Here is a 24,052-nt window from a genome sequence, read left to right as displayed (position 1 = left end):
CTGTCCAGATGGCGCGCTCGAAGACGCACCCGTTAACCTCATAAGGCAGCCATGGCAACCTTCAGTCCGAGGCTAGGATTGTTGATGAAGGCGTCGACAGGGAAGCCTGGCTTCCCGGCAACTCCCAAAGCCTATTCCGCCGCCACGCCCATGCGCATGCGCTCCATTTCGATCAGCGCGCGACGGTATTCGACCGGCATGATCTTCCGGAATTTCGGCCGGAAAGTCGCCCAGTTGTCGAGGATCTCGCGGCCGCGCACCGAACCCGTATAATGGACGTGGTTCGAGATCAGCTGATAGAGCCGCTCCTCGTCATGGCTGGTCATGTCGCCCGACACGTCGACGCGGCCTTTGTGGTCGAGGTCGCCGCCATGATGGAGCAGTTTCTCCATCAGGTCGTCTTCTTCGGGAACGGGTTCCAGTTCGACCATCGCCATGTTGCAGCGCTCGGCGAAATCACCTTCCTCGTCGAGCACATAGGCGACGCCGCCCGACATGCCGGCGGCAAAGTTGCGGCCGGTCTGGCCGATGACGACGACAATGCCGCCGGTCATGTACTCGCAGCCATGGTCGCCAACGCCTTCGACGACGGCGGCCACGCCCGAATTGCGAACCGCAAAACGCTCGCCGGCGACGCCGCTGAAATAGGCCTCGCCTTCGGTCGCGCCGTAGAGCACCGTGTTGCCGACGATGATCGACTCCGCTGCGACGATCTTGGTGTTCTCCGGCGGGCGGATGACGATGCGGCCGCCCGACAGGCCTTTGCCGACATAGTCATTGGCCGCACCGACCAGCTCGAACGAAACCCCACGCGCCAGGAAGGCGCCGAACGACTGGCCGGCGGTACCGGTGAGCTTCACCGCGATCGTGTCCTCGCGCAGGCCCTTGTGCTTGAAGCGCTTTGCCACTTCACCAGACAGCATGGCGCCGGTCGAACGGTCGACATTTCGGATCGGCAGCTCGATGCTGACCGGCTGCCTGGCTTCCAGCGCCGGCTTGGCCAACTCGATCAGCTTGCGGTCGAGCACGTCGTCGATCGGATGCTTCTGCCGCTCAGTCCAGTGCACCGCCTCATGCGGGGCATCCGGCTTGAAGAACATCTTGCCGAAATCGAGCCCGCGCGCCTTCCAGTGCTGGATCAGCGCCCGCTTTTCCAAGAGATCGGTGTCGCCGATGATCTGGTCGAGATGGGTGTAACCCATCTCGGCGAGCAACGCCCGGACCTCTTCAGCCACATAGAAGAAGAAGTTGATGACATGTTCCGGCGTACCCTTGAAGCGCTTGCGCAAGACCGGATCCTGCGTCGCGACGCCGACAGGGCAGGTGTTGAGATGGCACTTGCGCATCATGATGCAGCCGGCCGCGATCAGCGGCGCGGTCGAGAAGCCGAATTCGTCGGCGCCAAGCAGCGCGCCAATGACGACGTCGCGGCCGGTGCGCAGGCCGCCATCGACCTGCAGCGCGACGCGCGACCTGAGGCCGTTGAGCACCAGCGTCTGGTGCGTCTCGGCAAGGCCCATTTCCCACGGGCTGCCGGCGTGCTTGAGCGAGGTCAGCGGCGATGCGCCGGTGCCGCCGTCGTAGCCGGAAATGGTGATGTGATCGGCGCGCGCCTTGGCGACGCCGGCCGCAACCGTGCCGACACCGACTTCGGACACCAGCTTGACCGAGACATCAGCCGCCGGATTGACGTTCTTGAGATCGTAGATCAGCTGCGCCAGATCCTCGATCGAGTAGATGTCGTGATGCGGCGGCGGCGAGATCAGGCCGACGCCGGGCGTCGAATGCCTGACCTTGGCAATGGTGGCATCGACCTTGTGACCGGGCAGCTGACCGCCCTCGCCGGGCTTCGCGCCTTGCGCGACTTTGATCTGCATCACATCGGAATTCACCAGATATTCCGCCGTCACGCCGAACCGGCCGGAGGCAACCTGCTTGATCGCCGAACGCTCGGGGTTCTTGCCGCCGCCCGGCAGCGGCAGGTAGCGGTCGGCCTCTTCGCCGCCCTCGCCGGTGTTCGACTTGCCGCCGATGGTGTTCATGGCGCGCGCCAGCGTGGTGTGCGCTTCCCTGGAGATCGAGCCGAAGGACATCGCTCCGGTCGAGAACCGCTTGACAATATCGGCCGCCGACATGACCTCGTCGAGCGCGACCTTCTTGCGCCCGGTTTCTTCGGCGAGCCTGATCTTGAACAGGCCGCGAATGCTCTGCGCCCGCGCCGTCTCGCTGTCAATTTGAGCGGAATAGTCCTTGAACGTCTCCCACGACCCCTGGCGCACAGCGTGCTGCAGGGTGGCCACCGCATCGGGCGACCAGATATGTGCTTCGCCGCGCATGCGGAACATGTATTCGCCGCCGACCTCGAGGCTGTTGCGTAGCACCGGGTCGTTGCCGAAGCCGTCGGCGTGGCGGCTAACCGTCTCGGCCGCGATCTCTTCCAGCCCGACGCCTTCGATCAGCGTCGCGGTGCCGGTGAAATACTTCTGCACGAAATCGGTCTTCAGCCCGATGGCGTCGAAGATCTGCGCGCCGCAATAGGACTGGTAGGTCGAGATGCCCATCTTCGACATCACCTTGAGAATGCCCTTGCCGATCGACTTGATGTAGCGGGACACAACCTCATAGGCGTCGACCTCGGCCGGCAGCTCGCCGCGCTTATGCATGTCGAGCAGCGTGTCGAAGGCGAGATAGGGATTGATCGCCTCGGCGCCATAGCCGGCAAGGCAGCAGAAATGATGCACCTCCCGTGGTTCGCCGGACTCGACAACGAGCCCCACCGAGGTGCGCAAGCCCTTGCGGATCAGATGATGGTGGACCGCCGCTGTCGCCAGCAATGCGGGGATGGCGATGCGGTCCGGCCCGAGCTGACGGTCAGACAGGATGATGATGTTGTAGCCGCCGGCGACCGCCGCCTCGGCGCGCTCGCACAGCCGGTCGATGGCGCCCTGCATGCCGGCTGCGCCTTCGTTCGAAGCATAGGTGATGTCGATCGTCTTGGTGTCGAAACGGTCCTCGGTATGACCGATGGAGCGGATCTTCTCGAGATCGCCATTGGTCAAGATCGGCTGGCGCACTTCGAGCCGCTTGCGACGCGAATTGCCGACGAGGTCGAAGATGTTCGGCCTCGGTCCGATGAAGGATACCAGGCTCATAACCAACTCCTCGCGGATCGGGTCGATCGGCGGGTTGGTGACCTGGGCGAAGTTCTGCTTGAAATAGGTATAGAGCAGCTTCGATCTGTCCGACATCGCCGAGATCGGCGTGTCGGTGCCCATCGAGCCGACCGCTTCCTGGCCAGTGGTCGCCATCGGCGACATCAACAGCTTGGTGTCTTCCTGGGTGTAGCCGAACGCCTGCTGGCGATCGAGCAGGCTGACGTCCCTGCGCAATGCGCGTGGCTCGACCGGCTTCAGGTCTTCCAGAATAAGTTGGGTGTTGGCGAGCCAGTTCTTGTAGGGATGCCTGGTCGCGATCTCCGACTTGATCTCCTCGTCGGAAACGATGCGGCCCTTTTCCAGGTCGATCAACAGCATGCGGCCGGGCTGCAGCCGCCACTTCTTGACGATCCTTTCCTCCGGCACCGGCAGCACGCCGGCTTCCGAGGCCATGATGACGCGATCGTCGTCGGTGACGATGTAGCGCGCCGGGCGCAGCCCGTTGCGGTCGAGCGTGGCGCCGATCTGGCGGCCATCGGTGAAGGCCACCGCCGCCGGCCCATCCCACGGCTCCATCAGGGCGGCGTGGTATTCGTAAAAGGCCTTGCGATCATGATCCATCAACTTGTTGCCGGCCCAGGCTTCCGGGATCAGCATCATCATCGCGTGAGCGAGCGAGTAGCCGCCCTGCGTCAGGAATTCGAGCGCATTGTCGAAACATGCGGTGTCCGACTGCCCCTCATAGGAGATCGGCCACAGCTTGGAGATGTCGTTGCCGAACAGTTCGGAATCGACCGAAGCCTGCCGCGCCGCCATCCAGTTGACGTTGCCGCGCAGCGTGTTGATCTCGCCATTGTGGGCGACCATCCGATAGGGATGCGCTAGCTTCCACGACGGGAAGGTGTTGGTCGAGAAACGCTGGTGGACCAGGATCAGCGCCGTCTCGAAACGCGGATCGGTCAGATCCTTGTAATAGGCGCCGACCTGATAAGCCAGGAACATGCCCTTGTAAACGATGGTCCGCGATGACATCGACACGACGTAGAAGCCATTGTCGACGCCCTTGGTCTCCTCGTGGATACGACCGGAAATGACCTTGCGCAGGATGTAGAGCCGCCGCTCGTAATCGTCGTCGCTCTCGATCTCGGCGCCACGGCCCAGGAACACCTGCCGCTGGACCGGTTCGGAAGCCGCGATATCAGGCGCCTTGGACAGCGATGAATTATCGACCGGCACATCGCGAAAGCCGAGCAGCGGCTGGCCCTCGAGCTGCGCCACCTCGGCGATGATGCCTTCGATATGCGCCTGAAGCTCCGGATCGCGCGGCATGAACACATGGCCGACGGCATAGTGGCCGGGCTTGGGCAATTCGACGCCCTGGCTGGCCATTTCCTCGCGGAAGAAGCGGTCGGGAAGCTGCACCAGCACGCCGGCACCGTCGCCCATCAGCGGATCAGCGCCGACGGCGCCGCGATGCGTCAGGTTTTCGAGCACCGCAAGGCCGTCCTTGACGATCTGATGCGACTTCACGCCCTTCATGTTGACGATAAAGCCGACGCCGCAGGCATCGTGCTCGTTGCGCGGATCGTACAGGCCGTGCGCGGCGAAGCCGGTGTCGGTTCGCTCAATTTTGGTTCGGGACCGATTTTTGACGGCTGGCGCTTTCGTCTGCGCGGCCGGGCCGTTCGTCGCAGATGGCGTCACTTCCGTCATCGTCCTGTCCTCCATCCCCAGCCCTTAGGGCGCTGGTTTCCGTTGGGAAGCGCATGAGCTTCCCTCTCACCCTTACGGCACGTCTTGCGAAATCCTTGCCGAACCAGGCGGCCTGGTTCGCATCCGGTAATCGTACAGGCCAGAGCCGGCCGTCTATCTGTCGCTCGCGGCAGCGGCCGGAGAGGCCTAATGATACGCCAATCCAGCCTGTTTTGTGCGACAAAATAAGACAGCACTACTGTCCTAAATTTTTATGACAGAAATCACGTATGCGCACAAGACCGATTCACAACAATCTTGGGCTGTCCGCGACAGAAAATTACGCGCGGCCACGCCAAAACGCAACCTTCGCCCGTATTCCCTGTTTTCCGCTCTCGCTGGCGTTACCGCCTATCCGGTGCTTGGCACTTGCGAGCGGCATGCGAAAGCGGCCAAGGTTGCACCGATTTTTCTAGCACAGGCAAACGTATGAATTTCGCTTCCGACAATTGGGCAGGCGCCCATCCCAGCATCGCCGCGGGCCTGTCCGCCCACGCCGGCGGCTTCTCCACCGCCTATGGCGACGGCGCCCTCGACCAGGCTGTCTACCAGAGCTTCAACGAAATTTTCGAGCGCGAGGTCGCGGTGTTTTTCGTGGCGACCGGCACCGCCGCCAATTCGCTGTCGCTGACCGCCTATAACAAATCAGGCGGCATTTCCTTCTGCCATCGAGAGTCGCATGTCATTGAGGATGAATGCGGCGCGCCGGAATACTTTACCGGCGGCTCGCGGCTCTATCCCGTCGACGGTGCGCTGGGCAAGATCGATCCGAACAACCTGGACAGGGCGGTGGGCAGATTCGCGCCTGAAATCGTCCATTCCGGGCGCCCGATGGCGGTGTCGATCACCCAGTCGACCGAAGTCGGCACCATCTACACACTGAACGAAATTGCCCGGATTTCGGCGATCGCCAAGCATCACAAACTGCCACTGCACATGGATGGCGCCCGCTTCGCCAATGCGCTGGTCGCGCTAGAGACGACGCCGGCGGAGATGACCTGGAAGCGCGGCGTCGACATCCTCTCTTTCGGCGGTACCAAGAACGGCTGCTGGTGCGCCGAGGCTATCGTGCTATTCGATCTCGACCGCGCCAGGGAACTGGCCTTCCTGCGCAAACGCGCGGCGCAATTGTTCTCGAAATCGCGCTTCGTCGCCGCGCAGTTCGAAGCCTATTTCAAGGACGACCTGTGGCTTGACACGGCCCGGCACGCCAACGTTACGGCAGCACGCCTTGCTGCACTGATCGAGGATTCCCCGTCGGCTCGCCTGGCCTGGCTGCCGCAAGCGAACGAAGTGTTCGCGGTGATGAAAAAGGCCGAGGCTGAACGGGTGCAATTGGCCGGTGCCGCCTTCTACGACTGGCACAAGCCGCATGGCTTCGACGGCCATACCGGCGAGGACGAGGCGCTCTACCGTTTCGTCACCAGCTTTGCGACCACGGCCGAAGAGGTCGACCGCTTTGGCCAGCTAGTTGCTCGATAGCGGCACCTTATCCACCAACAAAGGGCGGCGCCAGGCGCCGCCCTTCGTCCCTGAGGTCGTCTTGTGACGCGGCTTACGCGGCGGTGTTAGCCTCGATCTGCTTGGCCTTCGCCGAAGACGCGGTGATGGCGATCTTGCGGGGCTTCAGCTCCTCGGGAATATTGCGCTTGAGGTCGACGAAGAGCAGGCCGTTCTTCAGCGAGGCGCCGACGACGTCAACGTGGTCGGCAAGCTGGAAGCGGCGCTCAAAGGCCCTGCCGGCGATACCGCGATAGAGCAGTTCGGAGCCTTCGCCATTGCCCTCTTCCTTGCGCTCACCCGTGACAGTCAGGACGTTGCGGTGAGCCTCGATCGAGAGCTCGTCGTCCGAGAAGCCGGCGACCGCCATCGAGATGCGATAGGAATCCTCGCCGGTGCGCTCGATGTTGTAGGGCGGATAGGTCTGCGCACTTTCAGGCTGCGCAAGCGAATCGAGCATGGTGAACAGCCGGTCGAAACCGACGGTCGAACGATAGAGCGGGGAAAAATCAACGTGACGCATAGTGTGTTCTCCTGTTGAGCAACAAGGTTTGCGTATGGCCGGTGCGAAACCCGTGACGGCGTTCCGGATAGGCCAGCGGCCCCGACATTGGCGGCCGCAACAGACATTTGGGGAACACGTGAAAGCATTTCAAGATTTCTCGATGAACGGCAGATGAACCGCGGCTTCGGCGGGCGTTCAGCTAAGTCGCGCTAGACTGGTTCCAGGATCAAGGCAAAGGCGGCGGTTACGGCGTCGCGCGTCCTCTCGGACACGCAAAGGACGCTGTAACACTTTGATTGCGCATGATTCACAGCGAAAATCGGGTGCGATTTTCGGGGTTATGCGCGAGATACCGCAACGGGGCCGACCGGGTGTAACGTCCCTTCCTCCCGGATCGACGGGGGCCGGAAGCATGCCGCAAGCTGCTTTCGGCCTCACTTGCTGGCTGCCTCGTTCAGCCTCTCCAACGCGGCCGGAATTCCTTTGCTTTTGCTGCATGGACGTCTATGCCTACCAAAGCTTGCGCAATGCAGGCAGCGACACACAAACGCAGCGCCGAATGACGGACCTTCTTAACGAAATTCCCCTCTTCCGCGAAGTTCCGGGCAATCCGCTACCGGAAAATGCGGCCGGTGGTTTCTTCACCACGCGCGACGGCAAGAAGATCCGTTATGGCCTCTTTCCCGCCGTTGCCCGCCCGATGAAGGGCACCGTGGTCGTGCTGACCGGCCGCAACGAGTGCATTGAAAAGTATTTCGAGACCATCCGCAACCTTGCCGATCGCGGCTTTGGCGTTGCCACCCTCGACTGGCGCGGCCAGGGCGGTTCCGATCGGCTGATCAGCGACCGCGAGCGCGGCTATGTCCGGAGCTTCTTCGACTACACGGGCGACCTGGAACAGTTCTTCAAGGAGATCGTGCTGCCCGACTGCCGGGGGCCATATTACATATTGGCCCATTCGGCTGGTGCGGTGATTACGCTGCTTGCTGCGCCGTCGATGGTGAACCGCGTACGGCGCATGGTGCTGATCGCGCCATTCCTGGCCGTGCCCGACCTGCCGGTCTCGACAACCACCGTTCGCCGCCTCTGCTCGCTGTTCTGTCTGCTGGGCCTTGGCAAGCTTTATGCCGCCTGGGGTCCGCGGCCCAGAAGAACCATTCCGTTTGCCGCTAACATGGTGACATCGGATCCGGAGCGGTATCGGCGCAACACGCTGATCTATGAAACCTACCCGCAACTGGCACTCGGCGGCCCGACGATACGCTGGCTGAAAGCGGCGGCGGAGGCGTCCGACGCCATCAGCGACCCCGACTTCATGGCCAGGATCCAGGTATCCTTGCTGGTGATCGCCGCCGGCGCCGACCAGGTCGTCTCGACCAAGGCGGTGGAAACCTACACCAGGCGTCTGCGCCTCGGTTCGCTGCTGGTGATCGATGGTGCACGCCATGAAATATTGCAGGAAGCCGACTTCTATCGCGAGCAGTTCTTTGCCGCCTTCGATGCCTTCATCCCGGGAAGCGACGACACGGGCTGATTGAGTACCGCACTCCCTCCGGACGCGCAAAGAGCGCTTCAAATCATTGAAATCCATGCCTCGGCTTGAAAAAATGCCTTCCAAGTCGATCGGCCCGCCTACACTTGCCGGGCGAAATGCATGATCCAATTGGTCTCCCAGGTCTTGCCGACATCCGGTGAAAAAGCCTGCTCCCAGCGCGCCGATTTTTCAGTGATCCGCGACCACAGGAAGCGAACGTAGATATTGCGTCCGTCGAAGACGTCTTCGCACAGGAACGTGCCGACGCCTGCTTCGAAGGTGCCGCGCATCGGAACATCGATGGTCGCCGGGTTGCGGCCGTCGATCCACCAGATCGACCATTGGCTCGTCGCCGGATCGAACGTCCGCAACGTGGCGGCGCGATAGGCCTCGACGGGCAATTCAATCACATTGTCATCGACATTGCCGAGGCCGCCAAGGATCGGGCGCACTTCGCATGTCCCGCCAAACACCCCAGTTCGTGTCGTCTTGCAGGCGCTTCTGCAACCTCCGATGGCTGACGTTCCAGCGGCCAAAGAAGAAATCGAAATCGGCCCGCCCGTCTGCTGGAGCGTTTTCTGCCGACGCATCTTCGGAATGGTTGGTTGTTGACTGCGTCGGCATGTGAATCCCTCCGGGACATCACTTCCATAGCAGAGAGCTGCTGACATCCTCCTGTCAGGAGGGTCGGGGAATCACCGCTCGAACGCTTTCCACGCTCAGCCACGCAGCGCCGCCATCGCGGCGGCATGAAGCTCCGGCGTTGCCGCAGCCAGGATGTCGCCACCCCTTTCCGCCGGTCCGCCTTCGAAGGTGGTGACGACGCCACCGGCGTTCTCGATGATCGGGATCAGCGCGACGATATCGTAGGGTTTCAAACCGGGGTCGGCGACGATGTCGACGCTTCCTGCCGCGACCATGGCGAAGGCATAGCAGTCGGTGCCGTAGCGGGCGAGCTGGACCTGCCGCTCGAACAGGTCGTAGCGCAGACGCGCGTCTCCCTGGAACAGTGCCGGCGTGGTGGTGAACAGCGTCGCGTCGGCAAGGCTTGTCGTCTTGCGCGTGGTCAGCCTTCGTGGCCCGCCCGGGCCTTCATAATGGGCACCGGAAGCGTTGGCGTAGAAAAGCTCGCCAGTGAAGGGCTGCGACATCATGCCGGCGACGGCATCGCCGTCGACCGTCAGCCCGACCAATGTTCCCCACACCGGCAGGCCGGAAATGAAGGCGCGCGTGCCGTCGATCGGATCGATCACCCAGACATGCCTGCTGGATATGTTCTCGCTGCCATGCTCCTCGCCGAGGATGCCGTGATCGGGATATTCCGCTGATATAAGCGCCCGGATGACCCGCTCGGCCTCGCGGTCGGCCTCGGTGACCGGGTCGAAGCTGCCTTGCTCCTTGTTGGCGACCGCGCCTTGGCTGCGGAAGCGCGGCAAGGTTTCGGCTGCGGCGGCATGCGCAATGCGCCGCATGAAATCGATGCTGATGTCCAACTGATTCTCCCGCGTTGTAGCGTGCTGGAACCGTCGTTTGCCTGTGGTTTTCCGCCAAAACAAGGGCGTGCGGAACTTTTGCGCATCGTCAACTGTTGCTCGAATGCAACGCTAGCCCCTCGAATCCAGTTTCAACATAACGGTGAACTAAAAACGCCGGTCGACGGCTTGACATTTGTGCATCGCACAATAGATTTGTTCTCGGACAGGCGTTCCTGTCCATGCCCTCCTTGGGCGTTTCCTCCCTAGACTTCGACCGTGTCGTGCAAACGATGCGGTCTTTTTTTCGGCGCCGCATCCAGCGCATCGCGCGCCTTTCCGACCCGCACACCGATGCCTTTATCTGGCGCAAGACCTGTTATTTGGCCCAGAATTCCCATGTAAAAATCGATTCCGATTTTTGGCATCATTCGGCGGCAAGCGGCAGATCGATAAAATCGTGATCGGGCATCGCCATCAGGTCGGCCGAGAATTGTGCCAGATCGTCGGCGAGTGCATCGAAGCCGGGGGATTTCTGGAACGTCCGCTCGTTCATGTAAAGCCCGCGATTGACCTCGATCTGCAGTGCATGGAGATGGCGGACGGGGCGACCATAGTGCTCGGTGATGAAGCCTCCGGCGTAAGGCTTGTTATGGGCGACGGTGTAGCCCATGCCGATCAGCAGGCCGATCGCCGTCTCGGTCAACGCTGCCGAGGCGGACATGCCGAAACGGTCGCCGACGATGAAGTCGGGCCTGACACCGCTGTCGCCGACCCTGATGCTCGCCGGCATCGAGTGGCAATCGATCAGCACGGCAAAGCCGAACCGCGCATGGGTCCTGGTCAAAAGCCGCTTCAGCGTCTCATGATAAGGCTTGTAGACGGCCTCGATACGCGCGACGGCTTCCGCCAGCGGCAAGCGGCCGGCATAGATGTCGAGCCCTTCTCCCACCAGCTTGGGCACAGTGCCAAGCCCGCCGGCCACGCGCGCCGAGCGGATGTTGCAGAAGGACGGCACGGGTTCGGCGAACATGCGCGGATCGAGTTCCCAGGGTTCCCGGTTGACGTCAAGATAAGCGCGCGGGAAGTTTGCCGCCAGCATCGGCGCGCCGAGCGCGACAGCGCCACCGAACAATTCGTCGACATAGCAATCTTCGGAGCGGCGGATGGCGTTTCGGTCCAGCCTTGCCATGGCCAGGAACCGGTCCGGATAGTGACGGCCGCTATGCGGCGAGTTGAAGAGGAAGGGGACGCGCTGTTCGGCGCCCGACCGGATTTCGAAGGGAGGAACGACCGAAAAATCCTCGGCTGCCGTTTTCAATTTGAACGAATCCGGAAACACCAATGCATCATGGTTGGAAAGGTGCCACCTCGCCGGCCGCATGTCCAGCGTTTCGGCGTCCGGACCGCTTTGTTAAAGGCCGATCGGGCCTTTATCTTCACTTGATGTTTACCGTCACCTCCTCATATACAGGATGGTTAACGGGCTGCCCCACGGCAGTCTCGGACGGGTGATTCGAGCGGGATAAGATGGCACGCATTCTACTGGCGGAAGACGACGATGACATGCGCCGGTTCCTCGTCAAGGCGCTGGAGCGTGCCGGCTATCAGGTCAGCGATTTCGACAATGGCGCCAGCGCCTATGAGCGGTTGCGCGAAGAGCCTTTTTCGCTGCTCTTGACCGATATCGTCATGCCGGAGATGGACGGCATAGAACTCGCCCGCCGCGCCACCGAGATCGATCCCGACCTCAAGGTCATGTTTATCACCGGCTTCGCCGCCGTTGCGCTCAATCCGGATTCCAAGGCGCCGAAAGACGCCAAGGTGCTGTCGAAGCCGTTCCATCTGCGCGACCTCGTCAACGAGGTCGAAAAGATGCTGCAAGCGGCCTGACGCGCTTTCCGCTGCCGGCTTTCGGCGCGTCTCCAACGGCGCGGCAAGGCGAACCGTTCTTTCCCTTTTCCTCCTATTGACGCGCCGTGGCAAAAATGGTGTATGCGCGGCTTCGGATGGGCGTGTAGCTCAGCGGGAGAGCACTGCATTGACATTGCAGGGGTCACAGGTTCAATCCCTGTCACGCCCACCATCCAGACAATACGCCGTCTCTCGTGCCCCGCAGATTTCCTCGTCTTGCGGGCGTTTCTAGGCTGGGCGGCGTGTGCCGCATTTTCGAGAATGCCAAAATCGGACGCCTTGATCTTTTAGCCCAGCCTTCGGCGAGCGATTTTGCAACGGCCATGGCCAACAGACCGCCCAAACCGTCATGTCTGGTAGCAGCAACCAGCGTCGATTGAGATCAGGCCGCGCCGAGGCGGAGATCGCCCGTCTCAATATGCCGGAGAAACCAGGCATAGGTCTGCTCCAATCCGCTCTGAAGCGAGTATCGCGGGCGCCAGCCCGTGGCAAACAGGCGCGACACGTCCATCAGCTTGCGCGGTGTGCCGTCCGGCTTCGTCGCATCGAATGTGAGCACCGCCTCGGCGCCGACGACGGACAGCATGGTGCGGGCCAGCTCGGCGATGGTGATGTCTTCGCCCGAGCCGACATTGACGTGGCTGTCGCCGGAATAGTTTTTCAGCAGCCAGACCAGAGCGTCGGCGGCGTCGTCGACATGCAGGAACTCGCGCATCGGCGTGCCCGATCCCCAGACCTCCAGGGTTTTGTCGCCGGCGCGCTTGGCCTTGTGCGCCTTGCGCATAAGGGCTGGTACGACATGGCTGGTGGAGAGGTCGAAATTGTCGCCGGGGCCATAGAGGTTGGTTGGCATCGCCGAGATGTACTCGACACCATATTGGCGCCGATAGGCCTGGCACAGCTTCAGCCCGGCGATCTTGGCGATCGCATACCATTCGTTGGTGGGTTCCAGCGGACCGGTCAGCAAGGCGTCCTCGGAGATCGGCTGCGCCGCAAATTTCGGATAGATGCAGGACGAACCGAGGAACAGTAATTTCTGCACCTCGTTGCGAAAGGCGCTCTCGATGACATTGGTCTGCATGATGAGATTGTCCTGCAGAAAATCGACCGGCAAGCTGTTGTTTGCCAGGATACCGCCGACCTTGGCCGCTGCCATCACCACCGCATCCGGCCTGTGGCCAGCCATCCAGCGCCGAACGCCGGCCTGATCCATGAGATCGAGTTCATCGCGGGATGCGGTCAGGACCTCGCAGTCCTCGTCCGCCAGCCTGCGCAGGATGGCCGAGCCGACCATGCCGCGATGCCCTGCCACGAAAACGCGCTTGCCGTGAAGGTCGAAATCCATTGGCGTATCCCTATGCAGAACGGCTGCTGTGACCATCTGGCGTCGGCGCGCCGGATGGCCTGCCTCGGACGCATACCGCATACAGATTTGCCCGGACAAGGCAAATCGGAGACTTGGACGAACTCTTCTTGTGGTATGGCGGTCAGACACCCGCCACGGCGCACAGGCTCTTCATTCTTGCGACGGCAAGCTCCGGGTCGCCCAGCAACCCGGCCTGGTCGGCAAGGCGGAACACATCGGCGTAGTGGCAAATACCGCGCGCCGATTGCATGCCGCCGACCATCGAAAAATGGTCCTGGTGGCCGTTCAGCCACGCCATAAAGACGATACCGGCCTTGTAGTACTCGGTCGGCGCCTCGAAGATTTTCCGCGACAGAGGGACCGTCGGCGCCATCAGCGCGTCATAGCCGGCGCGGTCGCCGTCGGCCAGTTTCGCCAGCGCGGCATTGGCGACCGGCGCGATGGCGTCGAAAATCCCGAGCAGCGCGTGCGAATGTCTTTCGCCATCGCCGGCAATCAGCTCGGGGTAGTTGAAATCGTCGCCGGTGAACATGACGACCCCTTCAGGCAGCCGGTTGCGCAGGGCAACCTCTTTGCCGGCATCGAGCAGCGATATCTTGATCCCCTCGACCCTGCCGGCGTGGCTTTCGATGACGGCGATCACCGTGTCGAGCGCGGTGTCGAAATCAGGGCTGCCCCAATAACCCTTCAGCGCCGGATCGAACATGTCGCCCAGCCAGTGCAGGATCACCTTGCCTGACGATTGAGACAGGATGCGGTCATAGACGCTGATATAATCGTCGGGACCCTTGGCGACAGCCGCTAGCGCGCGGCTGGCCATCATGATGGCCTTGCCGCCCAGGCCTTCGATGAAACCGAACTGCTCTTCATAGGCCGCGATGACATCGTCGAGCGTCCTGACGGTGCCTGGCGCCAGATGGTCTGTTCCGGCACCTGAGGCGAGATCGGCGCCGTCGACGGTTCGAGCCTCGGCGGTCGAGCGGCGGATCAATTCCATGGCGTTTGTCCAGTCGAAACCCATGCCACGCTGTGCGGTATCCATCGCCTCGGCGATACGAAAGCCGAGCCGCCACAGATGATGGCGGAACGCCATCGTGCGCTCCCAGTCGACCGCTGGATGAGACCACGGATCGGTCATCGCGAGGGGGTCGGCAACGACATGGGCGGCGGCATAGGCGATGCGGGAAAACCGCGCGCCGATCACCGGCTGTGCCGGCTGGCCGACAAGGCGGTAGCGAGTGCCGCGACCGCCGTCCTCGGGCAAGGCAATGTCCATCGATCTCTCCCTTGATCGCACCCTATAAATGGAACGTTCCAATAAATCAACCTTCTATGATTTCTCAGTCCACGGCGCCAAAATGCTGCACGCAGCGAGAAAGGCCCTCAAAGTGGGGCCATTAACTGCTGAGAACTCGTTTTTCTGAATTCGGGAAAATCCTGATTGACTCAAATCCAGCCCGGAATTAGAACGTTCCAATAATCTGACCAGAAAATACCGGGAGGACGGATCTGGATGGCCAGCAGGCCCAAGGCGACGATACTCGACATTGCCCGCGAGGCGGGCGTGTCCAAGTCGACGGTGTCGCTCGTGCTGCAGGGCAGCGATCTGATCCGGCCTGAAACCGCGCTGAAGGTCCGCAAGGCGATCGAGGATGTCGGCTATGTCTACAACCGCGGTGCCGCCAATCTGCGCAAGGCCCATTCCAACGTCATCGGCATGGTCATCAACGATCTCACTAACCCGTTTTTCGCCGAAATGGCGGTCGGCATGGAGCGTGTCTTCCAGTCGGCGGGCGTCGTGCCGTTCATCGCCAACACGGCGGAGAACCCGGTGCGCCAGGAAGAAGTGCTGAAATCGCTGATGGAGCAAGGTGTCGCCGGGCTGATCGTGTCGCCGGCGCGCGGCACGACTCCCGGTGCGTTCCGCCGCATCGAAATGGCGGGCCTTCCGATCGTCTTCACCATGCGCCGCCTTCCTGAAAGCCGCATTCCGGTGATCGCGCCCGACAATCATCGCGGCGCCTGGCTCGCCACCGCCCATCTGATCCGCAAAGGGCATCGCCGGCTGGCGTTCTTCGGCGGCTCATCGGACCTAGTGGTCTATCATGAGCGGCTGGGCGGATTTCGCGAGGCCTGCGAGGCGCTCGGCATCGCCAAGCGCGATACACTGGTCGTCGAAGGCGAAACCAGCCGCAAGGGCGGCATTGCCTGCCTGGAAACAGCTCTCGCGATGGCCCAGCCGCCGACCGCGGCGCTGTGCTTCAACGATGCGGTCGCCTTCGGCGTCATGCTGGCGCTGCGCAAGCGCGGCCTCGAGCCCGGTGCGGATTTCGCCGTCGTCGGCTTCGACGACGTGATCGAAGCCCAGCATTACATGCCGGCGCTGACCAGCGTCGCGGTGGATTCGGCAGGCCTGGGCGAGCGCGCCGCCCACGTCATGCTGAAGATGATCCAGTCGCGCACCACGCGCGCCGAGGATCATATCGGCGCCGTCAACCTTGTCATCAGGGACAGTTGCGGTCCTGATCGCCGTGCTGGAATGGGAGACGCGGCATGACCGTCAAATGGGGACTGATCGGCGCAAGCACGATCGCCAGGCAATTCATGATCAACGCCATCCGCGCACAACCGAACAGCGAGATCGCGGCGGTGATGAGTTCCAGCCCGGAGCGCGCCACTTCCTATGCCAAGGAGAACGGCATTCCGCTTGCCGTCTCGACGCTCGATGAATTGCTCGGCTCCGACATCGACGCCGTCTACATCTCGACCACCAACGAACTGCATCTCGAACAGGCACTAGCCGCCATCAGGGCGGGAAAACATGTGCTGTGCGAAAAGCCGTTGGCGCTGACCGGCGCCGATGCGCGCGCAATGGTCGCCGCCGCCAAAGCTGCCGGCATCGTGCTCGGCACCAACCACCATCTGCGCAATGCCGGCTCGCACCGGGCGATGCGCGAAGCCATCGCCGCCGGCCGCATCGGCAGACCGATTGCCGCGCGCGTCTTCCACTCCGTCTATCTGCCTGAGAATCTGCAGGGCTGGCGTATCACCAGGCCGGAAGCCGGCGGCGGCGTGGTGCTCGACATTACGGTGCACGACGCCGATACGCTGCGCTTCGTGCTCGGCGACGATCCGCTCGAGGTTTCGGCGCTCACCCAGGCCGCAGGCATGGCCGCCGGCGGCCTGGAGGACGGCGCCATGTGCATCTGGCGCTTCAAATCGCGCGTCATCGCCCAATCGCATGAGGGTTTCACTACCAAATTCGCCGGCACCGGCTTCGAGGTGCATGGCAGCGAAGGCTCCCTGATCGCGAAGGATGTGATGACGCAGAAGCCGATCGGCTCCGTGCTGCTGCGCACGGCAAAGGGCGAGGAGGAATTGAGCTTCGACCGCGAAGATCTCTATGTCCGTTCCCTGCGCCAGTTCCATGCGGCGATCCGTGGCGAAGGCCAGCCGTCGGCCACCGGCGAGGACGGCGTCTGGTCGCTGACATCAGCCGAAGCGGCGTTGCAATCCGCCAAGTCCGGCAAATCAGCCGCGATCGATCCGAAACTCGGGGGCGCAGGGTGAGCAAGCTCGTCTCCGCAGCGCAAGCCGCCAGCCTGATCAGGGACGGCATGGTCGTTTCCGTGTCGTCGTCGAGCGGTCTCGGCTGCCCGGATGCGGTCCTTGCCGCCATCGGCGAGCGTTTCGAGGCAGAAGGCCATCCGAAGAACATCACGACGCTGCACCCGATTGCCGCCGGCGACATGTACGGCATCAAGGGCATCGACCATCTGGCCAAGCCTGGCCTGTTGAGGCGGACGCTGTGCGGCTCCTATCCCTCCGGCCCGTCATCTTCGGAGCCGCCGCAGATCTGGAAGATGATCGGCGACAATTCGGTCGCCGCCTACAACGTGCCCTCAGGCATATTGTTCGACATGCATCGCGAGGCCGCCGCCAAGCGCCCCGGCGTGCTGACCAAGGTCGGCCTCGACACGTTCGCCGACCCGCGTCACCAGGGCTGCGCCATGAATGCGGCCGCGAGCGAGCCGATCGTTTCGGTGCAGCAGTTCGACGGCGAGGAATGGCTCTATTTCCGCTCGATCGTGCCTAACGTCTCGATCATCCGGGCGACGACGGCCGATGAGCGCGGCAACCTCACCTATGAGCATGAGGGCGCCTATCTCGGCGGGCTGGAACAGGCGCTCGCCGCCCGTAACAACGGCGGCATTGTCATCGCGCAGGTCAAGCGCGTCGTCGAGAACGGCACGCTGAAACCGCATGACGTGCGCGTGCCCGGTGTGCTGGTCGACTACATCGTGGTCGCGGCCGATCAGTTGCAGACGACACTGACACCCTACGACCCGGCCATCTCGGGCGAGATCTTCCGACCGCTGTCAAGCTTCCGCAACGCCGAAATGAATGTCCAGAAGGTCATTGCCCGCCGCGTTGCCATGGAGCTTGCCGACGGCATGGCGGTCAACATCGGCTTCGGCATCTCGGCCAATGTGCCGCGCATCCTTCTCGAGGAAGGCCAGCACGGCAAGGTCACCTGGGTGATCGAACAGGGCGCGGTCGGTGGCGTGCCGCTGCTCGACTTCAAGTTCGGCTGCTCGTCGAACGCCGACGCCTTCATGCCTTCGCCACACCAGTTCATCTACTTCCAGGCCGGCGGTTTCGACGCGTCGCTGTTGTCCTTCCTGCAGATCGACCGCCACGGCTCGGTCAACGTGTCGAAGCTTTCAGCGAGGCCGCACGTCACCGCCGGCGCCGGCGGCTTCGTCGATATCACCGCGCGGGCGAAGAAGATCGTGTTTTCCGGTTTCTTCACTGCTGGGGCCAAGCTGTCGCTGGCCGATGGCGGCATCCGCATCGACGGGGAAGGCAAGGTCAAGAAGGTGGTCGGCGAGGTTGAGCATATCTCCTTCTCGGGCAAGCGCGCCGTCGCGCAAGGGCAGGACATCACCTATGTCACCGAACGCTGCGTCATGAAGCTGACGCCGGACGGGCTGATGGTGACTGAGCTGGCACCCGGCATCGACCTTAAGCGCGACGTGCTGGCGCAGGCCGAGGTTCCGCTTGGCGTCGCCAACGACCTGAAAGTGACACCGGACGCGCTCTATCGTGACCGGCCGATCGGACTGTCGCTCAATGGCGGCGCCTCGCTTGGAGGCGCGCATGGCTGAGCGTCTCGTCACCTTTGAAACCGACGGCGACCTCGGCATCGTCACGCTGCGCCGGCCGGAGAAATTCAACGCGCTCGATATCCCGATGCTGCGCGCGCTGGAAGCCGCGCTCGATACGGCCGAGGCCGCGGACGGTGTCCGCGTCGTGCTGCTATGCGGCGAAGGCAAGGGCTTTTGTTCGGGTGGCGATGTCGAAGCGTGGTCGCAAATGAGTGCCGCCGATTTTCAGGTGCAATGGGTGCGCTACGGCCACCGCGTCTTCGATCGGCTGGCGCGGCTACGGCAGCCGACCATCGCCGTTCTCTCCGGCCATGCGCTGGGCGGCGGGCTTGAACTGGCGGTCGCCTGCGACTTCCGCGTCGCCGAGACGCAGGTGAAATTAGGTTTTCCGGAAACCTCAATCGGCGTAGTGCCCGGCTGGTCCGGCACGCAGCGCGCGGTACGCCGTTTCGGCGCGCAGACGGTGCGGCGCATGGCAATCGGCGGCGAGACGTTCGTGGCGGCCGAAGCACTCGCTCTGGGCATCGTCGACCGGGTGATCGACACAGGCAAGGCGTTCACCGAGGCCAAGGTCTGGGCCGGCAAGATCGCCGAGCGCGGCCCGCTGGCAACCGAGGCCGCCAAGCTGATGATCGCGGTCGCCGAGGGCGAGGAAAGTGCTGCCGCGACAGAGGCGCTGGCCAGCGGCTTCATCGCGCTGACCGGCGACCTCAAGGCCGGCATCGACGCTTTCAAGACTAAGCAGAAACCAGCGTTTTCAAGATCCTAAAAAGCATGCGGAACCTGGAAATCACATGAACTTGCCCCTCACCATCGCCATGCCCGCCGAGGCATCCGCAGCACCGAAGACCTACCGGCTACTGATCGACGGCAAGTTCGTCGATGCCCGCGACGGCCGCACACTGGAGCGCAACAGCCCCGGCCACGGCTTCACCGTTTCGCGCTATGCACAAGCCGGCGCGGCCGAAGTCGAGGCGGCGGTACAGGCCGCGCACAAAGCCTTCGAGACCGGCCCGTGGCCGCGCATGAAGGCCGGCGAGCGGGCCGCGATCCTGCTCAAGGCGGCGGACCTGATCGAGGCGCGGCTCGAGGAGATTGCCCGGCTCGACGCGCTGGAATCCGGCAAGCCGATCACCCAGGCGCGCGGCGAAATCGGCGGCGCCGTCGACATCTGGCGCTATGCCGCGGCGCTTGCCCGCACACTCCATGGCGAAACCTACGCCAATCTCAGCGACGCCATGCTGGGCGTCGTGCTGCGCGAACCGATCGGCGTCGTCTCGATCATCACGCCGTGGAATTTTCCCTTCCTCATCGTCAGCCAGAAACTGCCGTTCGCGCTCGCCGCCGGCTGCACGGCGGTGGTCAAGCCGAGCGAGATGACCTCGGCCTCGACCTTCGTGCTCGGCGACATCCTGATGCAGGCCGGCTTGCCGGATGGCGTCGTCAACATCCTCGCTGGCCTGGGCGCGGATGTCGGCGCGCCGATGGTCAGCCATCCACTGGTCGAGATGGTGTCGTTCACCGGCTCCACCCGGGTCGGCAAGATGACCATGGCGTCGGCTGCGAACTCTCTGAAGAAAGTCTCGATGGAGCTCGGCGGCAAGAACGGGCAGATCGTCTTTCCAGACGCCGACCTCGAAGCGGCGGCCGACGCGGCGGTGTTCGGCGGCTTTTTCAACGCCGGCGAATGCTGCAACGCCGGCAGCCGGCTGATCGTCCACGAGGCGATCGCCGACGACTTCCTCGGCGCAGTGAAGGCGCTCACCGCAAGGGTCACCGTCGGCGATCCGCTCGATATCAGCACCAAGGTCGGCGCGATGATCTCTTCCGAGCACCTGGCCAAGGTGACCGGCTATGTGGCGGCGGCGGCAAACGACGGCAGCAGCGTCTATAGCGGCGGCAAGCAGATCGCCTCCAGTGCCGGTCAGTATCTCGACCCGACCATCCTTCGCGGCGTCACCGAAGACATGGCCATAGCACGTGAAGAAGTGTTCGGCCCGGTGCTCTCGGTACTGACGTTTGAATCGATTGATGAGGCGTTGCGCATCGCCAACAACACGCCCTATGGTTTATCGGCGGGTGTGTGGAGCGCCAGCATCGACACCTGCATGTCGGTGGCGCGGAATGTGCGTTCGGGAACCGTTTGGGTGAACACGTTCATGGAAGGTTATCCCGAGCTGCCTTTCGGAGGCTACAAGCAGTCCGGTCTCGGACGCGAACTCGGCAAGCGCGCCGTCGAGGACTATACCGAGGAAAAGACGATCCAGTTTCATCGCGGCCAGCGCACCGGATGGTGGGTCGGCTGAGTTGGGAAGAACCCGGCGGACAACCGCCGGTCGTGTAGCTGCAACAAGGGAGGAAGTACATGTTGCGCAAATTGCTTATCGGAACGGCTCTCGGCTCGGGTCTTGCGTTCGCGGCTCACGCTCAGGACGTCAAGGAAGTCGAGATGCTGCATTGGTGGACGTCTGGCGGCGAAGCGGCTGCTTTGAACGTGCTCAAGGAGGATCTGGCCAAGCAAGGTTTTGCCTGGAAAGACGTGCCTGTGGCCGGCGGCGGCGGCGACGCCGCCATGACCGCGCTGAAGGCGATGGTCGCGGCCGGCAACTACCCAACCGCCTCCCAGATGCTCGGCTATACCGTGCTCGATTATGCCGCGGCCGGCGTGATGGGCGACCTGACCGAGACGGCGGTAAAGGAAGGCTGGGACAAATCCGTTCCGGCCGCCCTGCAGAAATTCTCGGTCTATGACGGCAAGTGGGTCGCGGCTCCGGTCAACGTCCACTCCGTCAACTGGCTGTGGATCAACAAGGCGGTGATGGACAAGATCGGCGGCACCGAGCCCAAGACCTTCGACGAATTCATCGCGCTGCTCGACAAGGCCAAGGCGGCGGGCGTCATCCCGCTCGCGCTCGGCGGCCAGAACTGGCAGGAAGCCACCATGTTCGATTCGGTCGTGCTGTCGACCGGCGGACCTGAGTTCTACAAGAAGGCCTTCAACGACCTCGACGAGGAGCAGCTCAAGTCCGACACGATGAAGAAGTCGTTCGACAACCTTGCCAAGCTCGTCACCTATGTCGACCCGAACTTCTCCGGCCGCGACTGGAACCTTGCCACCGCCATGGTCATCAAGGGCGATGCGCTGGTGCAGGTCATGGGCGACTGGGCCAAGGGCGAATTCAACGCCGCCAAGAAGACCCCGGGCACCGACTTCCTGTGTTACCGCTTCCCGGGCACCGACGGCAGCGTGGTCTACAACTCCGACATGTTCGGCATGTTCGACGTTCCGGAGGACCGCAAGGCCGCCCAGGTTGCGTTAGCCACCGCCACTTTGTCGAAGAGCTTCCAGTCGGCTTTCAACGTCGTCAAGGGCTCCGTCCCGGCCCGCACCGACGTGCCCGACACCGACTTCGACGCTTGCGGCAAGAAGGGCATGGCCGACCTGAAGGCCGCCAACGAAGGCGGCACGCTGTTCGGTTCGCTGGCGCAAGGCTATGGCGCGCCGCCGGCCGTCGCCAATGCCTATAAGGACGTCGTCTCGAAATTCGTCCACGGCCAGATCAAGACCTCGGACGAGGCCGTGACCCAGCTGGTTAACGCAATCGAAGACGCCAAATAAGAACCGGCATGAAAGGACCTTCCCCGCTCCGGTGGGGAAGGTTCCACCAAGCCAGGATGGTCGGCCTCTGGTCGGAATGGCGCCGGCGATCCACCAACACGCCCCGTCTCGACGGGGCTATCCTTCCCCGCCTGGCGGTGAAGGGAACCCGAGAGGGAGGAGCCCATGACAACGGTCGCGACCCAGATCAAGCTGACGCCTGAGCATAATGCGCGCCCGCGCGCCTCGGTGCGTTCGCGCCTGCAGGACGCGCTGCCGAAGATCGTACTGGCGCCAAGCTTTGCGATCACCATCGTCTTCGTCTACGGCTTCATCCTGTGGACGGTCTATCTGTCCTTCACCAACTCCAAGACCTTCCCGTCCTATGCCATATCAGGGCCGCGCGCCTATCAGCGGCTGTGGCGCTGGACTTTCGAGAGCGACCCGCCGTCGAGCTGGTACACGTCGATCACCAATATGGGCATTTTCGGCTTTCTCTACATCTTCATCTGCCTGGCGCTCGGCCTTTTCCTGGCCATGCTGCTCGACCAGAAGATCCGCGGCGAAGGCATGTTGCGGCCGATCTACCTCTACCCGATGGCGCTATCCTTCATCGTCACCGGCGTCGCCTGGAAATGGTTCCTCGATCCAGGCCTCGGCCTCGAGCAGACGCTGCACCAGTGGGGCTGGACGAGCTTCCATTTCGACTGGATCAAGAACAAGGATTTCGTCATCTACACTGTGGTGATCGCCGGCGTCTGGCAGGCGTCCGGCTTCATCATGGCAATGTTCCTCGCCGGCCTGCGCGGCATCGACGGTGAGATCATGAAGGCGGCGCAGATCGACGGCGCCACCACTTTCCAGCTCTATCGCCGGATCGTCATCCCGCTGCTGCGGCCGGTGTTCCTCTCGGCCTTCATCGTGCTCGCCCACCTCGCCATCAAGTCCTACGATCTGGTCGTAGCGCTGACCAGCGGCGGGCCGGGCGGCTCGGCCTGGCTGCCTTCGAACTTCATGTATGAGTACACCTTCAAGCGCAACGAAATGGCCGTCGGCTCGGCCAGCGCCGTAATCATGCTGATGACCATCACCGCGATCATCGTGCCTTACCTCTATTCCGAGCTCAGGGAGCGGCCCCGATGAGCGTCATTGCCACGCCCGCTCGCCAGAGCACTGGCGGCATCAGCGCCAGGACCGTCAACCGCATCGTCATCTACGGCCTGCTGGCGCTGTTCGCACTGTTCTACCTGATGCCGCTGTTCGTCATGCTGGTGACTTCGTTCAAGACGATGGACGAGATCCAGAACGGCAACATGCTGGCACTGCCGCAGGCGCCGACCTTCGAGCCGTGGCTAAAGGCGTGGGGCGAGACCTGCGTCGGCCTGACCTGCGCCGGCATCAAGGGCTATTTCTGGAACTCCATCAAGATGGTGGTTCCGGCGGTGCTGATCTCGACATTGCTCGGCGCCCTCAACGGCTATGTCCTGACCAAATGGCGCTTCCGCGGCCACACGCTGGTTTTCGGGCTGATGCTGTTTGCCTGCTTCATCCCGTTCCAGTCGGTGCTATTGCCGATGGCGACGATCCTCGGCAGCCTCGGCCGCTTCGGCGTGACGCTGCGAAACGCCACGGGATTTTCATTCGGCTTGGGCAATCCGACGGTCAACCTGGTCTTTGTCCACGTCGTCTATGGGCTCGGCTTCACCACCTTGTTCTTCCGCAACTATTACGAGGCCTTCCCGACCGAACTGGTCAAGGCGGCACAGGTCGACGGCGCCAGCTTCTTCCAGATTTTCCGGCGCATCATGCTGCCGAATTCGATGCCGATCTTCGTCGTCACCGTCATCTACCAGTTCACCAACATCTGGAACGACTTCCTGTTCGCCTCGGCATATGCCGGCACTGGTGACGCGATGCCGATGACCGTGGCGCTGAACAACGTCGTCAATACCTCGACCGGTGTCGTCGAATACAACGTCAACATGGCGGCGGCGATGATCGCCGCACTGCCGACCCTTCTCGTCTACGTGGTCGCTGGCCGCTATTTCGTGCGCGGCCTGATGGCCGGCGCCGTCAAAGGATAATCGA

19 protein-coding genes and 1 tRNA gene are annotated in these 24,052 nt (G+C 62.7%); 12 read left to right on the top strand and 8 right to left on the bottom strand.

Annotated features, from left to right (window positions below):
• Nucleotides 1-131: 131 nt before the first annotated feature.
• The gene (gene gltB / locus ACWTU8_RS00290; protein ID WP_455846598.1) at nucleotides 132-4,868 is read right to left on the bottom strand and encodes a glutamate synthase large subunit; all 4,737 of its coding nucleotides are present in this window, start codon (nucleotides 4,866-4,868) and stop codon (nucleotides 132-134) included.
• 468 nt (nucleotides 4,869-5,336) lie between these two features.
• Between gltB and ACWTU8_RS00285 the strand changes: the two genes are divergently transcribed.
• The gene (locus tag ACWTU8_RS00285; RefSeq protein WP_455846597.1) at nucleotides 5,337-6,389 is read left to right on the top strand and encodes a threonine aldolase family protein; all 1,053 of its coding nucleotides are present in this window, start codon (nucleotides 5,337-5,339) and stop codon (nucleotides 6,387-6,389) included.
• A gap of 73 nt (nucleotides 6,390-6,462) precedes the next feature.
• On the opposite strand, the gene ACWTU8_RS00280 is transcribed toward ACWTU8_RS00285, so the two are convergent.
• Nucleotides 6,463-6,930, bottom strand: coding sequence for an Hsp20 family protein (locus ACWTU8_RS00280; RefSeq protein ID WP_029349636.1), 468 nt, complete (start codon nucleotides 6,928-6,930; stop codon nucleotides 6,463-6,465).
• A gap of 541 nt (nucleotides 6,931-7,471) precedes the next feature.
• Here ACWTU8_RS00280 and ACWTU8_RS00275 point away from each other — a divergent pair.
• Nucleotides 7,472-8,446: an alpha/beta fold hydrolase gene (locus ACWTU8_RS00275; RefSeq protein ID WP_455846596.1), complete on the top strand. Its 975-nt coding sequence runs from the start codon at nucleotides 7,472-7,474 to the stop codon at nucleotides 8,444-8,446.
• A 98-nt stretch (nucleotides 8,447-8,544) separates the two neighbouring features.
• Here ACWTU8_RS00275 and ACWTU8_RS00270 read toward each other — a convergent pair whose 3' ends face one another.
• The 4 genes from ACWTU8_RS00270 to ACWTU8_RS00255 all read right to left on the bottom strand — a co-directional run bounded on the left by ACWTU8_RS00270 (nucleotide 8,545) and on the right by ACWTU8_RS00255 (nucleotide 11,302).
• Nucleotides 8,545-8,898 (bottom strand): DUF1579 domain-containing protein, encoded by a 354-nt coding sequence (locus ACWTU8_RS00270; RefSeq protein WP_455846595.1) that lies wholly within the window; start codon nucleotides 8,896-8,898, stop codon nucleotides 8,545-8,547.
• A 267-nt stretch (nucleotides 8,899-9,165) separates the two neighbouring features.
• Nucleotides 9,166-9,939: a histidinol-phosphatase gene (hisN, locus tag ACWTU8_RS00265; protein WP_455846594.1), complete on the bottom strand. Its 774-nt coding sequence runs from the start codon at nucleotides 9,937-9,939 to the stop codon at nucleotides 9,166-9,168.
• A 245-nt stretch (nucleotides 9,940-10,184) separates the two neighbouring features.
• Complete coding sequence (locus ACWTU8_RS00260) at nucleotides 10,185-10,349, bottom strand: hypothetical protein (RefSeq protein ID WP_455840260.1); 165 nt, start codon at nucleotides 10,347-10,349, stop codon at nucleotides 10,185-10,187.
• Entirely contained in the window at nucleotides 10,346-11,302 is a 957-nt protein-coding gene (locus tag ACWTU8_RS00255) for an N-formylglutamate amidohydrolase (protein ID WP_455846593.1), read from the bottom strand. Before ACWTU8_RS00255 ends, ACWTU8_RS00260 begins: the two co-directional genes overlap by 4 nt.
• Before the next feature lie 146 nt (nucleotides 11,303-11,448).
• Between ACWTU8_RS00255 and cpdR the strand changes: the two genes are divergently transcribed.
• A complete protein-coding gene (cpdR, locus tag ACWTU8_RS00250; RefSeq protein WP_006199474.1) occupies nucleotides 11,449-11,811 on the top strand; it encodes a cell cycle two-component system response regulator CpdR in 363 nt (120 codons plus the stop codon).
• Between the two features lie 118 nt (nucleotides 11,812-11,929).
• Nucleotides 11,930-12,004 (top strand) — tRNA-Val (locus tag ACWTU8_RS00245).
• Nucleotides 12,005-12,214: 210 nt separating this feature from the next.
• On the opposite strand, the gene fcl is transcribed toward ACWTU8_RS00245, so the two are convergent.
• Both fcl and ACWTU8_RS00235 read right to left on the bottom strand, forming a co-directional pair.
• Nucleotides 12,215-13,177 carry a GDP-L-fucose synthase gene (gene fcl / locus ACWTU8_RS00240; RefSeq protein ID WP_455846592.1) on the bottom strand — a complete coding sequence of 321 codons (963 nt, stop codon included), beginning with the start codon at nucleotides 13,175-13,177 and terminating at the stop codon, nucleotides 12,215-12,217.
• Nucleotides 13,178-13,319: 142 nt separating this feature from the next.
• Nucleotides 13,320-14,474 carry a dihydrodipicolinate synthase family protein gene (locus ACWTU8_RS00235; protein ID WP_455846591.1) on the bottom strand — a complete coding sequence of 385 codons (1,155 nt, stop codon included), beginning with the start codon at nucleotides 14,472-14,474 and terminating at the stop codon, nucleotides 13,320-13,322.
• Nucleotides 14,475-14,711: 237 nt separating this feature from the next.
• Between ACWTU8_RS00235 and ACWTU8_RS00230 the strand changes: the two genes are divergently transcribed.
• The 8 genes from ACWTU8_RS00230 (at nucleotide 14,712) to ACWTU8_RS00195 (ending at nucleotide 24,048) form a co-directional block, all read left to right on the top strand.
• Complete coding sequence (locus ACWTU8_RS00230; RefSeq protein ID WP_455846590.1) at nucleotides 14,712-15,755, top strand: LacI family DNA-binding transcriptional regulator; 1,044 nt, start codon at nucleotides 14,712-14,714, stop codon at nucleotides 15,753-15,755.
• The gene (locus tag ACWTU8_RS00225) at nucleotides 15,752-16,768 is read left to right on the top strand and encodes a Gfo/Idh/MocA family protein (protein WP_455846589.1); all 1,017 of its coding nucleotides are present in this window, start codon (nucleotides 15,752-15,754) and stop codon (nucleotides 16,766-16,768) included. The genes ACWTU8_RS00230 and ACWTU8_RS00225 overlap by 4 nt, the downstream gene beginning before the upstream one ends.
• Nucleotides 16,765-18,366: an acyl CoA:acetate/3-ketoacid CoA transferase gene (locus ACWTU8_RS00220; RefSeq protein WP_455846588.1), complete on the top strand. Its 1,602-nt coding sequence runs from the start codon at nucleotides 16,765-16,767 to the stop codon at nucleotides 18,364-18,366. Before ACWTU8_RS00225 ends, ACWTU8_RS00220 begins: the two co-directional genes overlap by 4 nt.
• Nucleotides 18,359-19,135 carry an enoyl-CoA hydratase/isomerase family protein gene (locus ACWTU8_RS00215; RefSeq protein ID WP_455846587.1) on the top strand — a complete coding sequence of 259 codons (777 nt, stop codon included), beginning with the start codon at nucleotides 18,359-18,361 and terminating at the stop codon, nucleotides 19,133-19,135. Before ACWTU8_RS00220 ends, ACWTU8_RS00215 begins: the two co-directional genes overlap by 8 nt.
• A gap of 25 nt (nucleotides 19,136-19,160) precedes the next feature.
• Nucleotides 19,161-20,672 carry an aldehyde dehydrogenase family protein gene (locus ACWTU8_RS00210; RefSeq protein ID WP_455846586.1) on the top strand — a complete coding sequence of 504 codons (1,512 nt, stop codon included), beginning with the start codon at nucleotides 19,161-19,163 and terminating at the stop codon, nucleotides 20,670-20,672.
• Between the two features lie 59 nt (nucleotides 20,673-20,731).
• A complete protein-coding gene (locus ACWTU8_RS00205; RefSeq protein ID WP_036262246.1) occupies nucleotides 20,732-21,985 on the top strand; it encodes an ABC transporter substrate-binding protein in 1,254 nt (417 codons plus the stop codon).
• A gap of 165 nt (nucleotides 21,986-22,150) precedes the next feature.
• Nucleotides 22,151-23,107 carry a carbohydrate ABC transporter permease gene (locus ACWTU8_RS00200; protein ID WP_455846585.1) on the top strand — a complete coding sequence of 319 codons (957 nt, stop codon included), beginning with the start codon at nucleotides 22,151-22,153 and terminating at the stop codon, nucleotides 23,105-23,107.
• Entirely contained in the window at nucleotides 23,104-24,048 is a 945-nt protein-coding gene (locus ACWTU8_RS00195; RefSeq protein ID WP_027153273.1) for a carbohydrate ABC transporter permease, read from the top strand. Before ACWTU8_RS00200 ends, ACWTU8_RS00195 begins: the two co-directional genes overlap by 4 nt.
• Nucleotides 24,049-24,052 lie beyond the last annotated feature (4 nt).

It is taken from the genome of Mesorhizobium sp. BHbdii (genome assembly GCF_053848045.1).
This window is presented reverse-complemented; position numbering and strand designations above follow the sequence as displayed.